The sequence below is a fragment of the Limosilactobacillus coleohominis genome, from assembly GCF_016901675.1.
In the GTDB taxonomy this organism is placed as follows: domain Bacteria; phylum Bacillota; class Bacilli; order Lactobacillales; family Lactobacillaceae; genus Limosilactobacillus; species Limosilactobacillus intestinavium.
Genome location: NZ_JACJKU010000208.1, coordinates 1 through 265 on the forward strand (window position 1 = coordinate 1; position 265 = coordinate 265).

Below are 265 nucleotides of genomic sequence, written 5' to 3' on the forward strand. Positions count from 1 at the left end.
GAAACAAGAAAATTTGGCGTCAATTCCCGAAACTTGTATTCACTTTGGTTACCGTTCTCCTGGTTCGGTTTATCAATGGGAATGCCTTTATAATAAGCGAGGGCCGCAGGCCCTTTTGGGGTTACGCCAAGGAAGGAGACCTAAGCATGGTCAACCATCACGACAAGAGCCAAGAAGAACAGCTTCGTCAGCTTCAAAAGCAAAATCAAGCCCTACAAAGAGAAAACTTATTGTTAAAGATACAACTCGACGCCTCAAAAAAATT

At 43.0% G+C, this 265-nt stretch carries 1 protein-coding gene; it reads left to right on the forward strand.

Annotated elements, in window-relative coordinates; genetic code table 11:
* Positions 1-265, forward strand: a 265-nt coding sequence (locus tag H5975_RS08525) for a helix-turn-helix domain-containing protein (RefSeq protein WP_204785651.1), incomplete at both ends; no start/stop codon positions are given.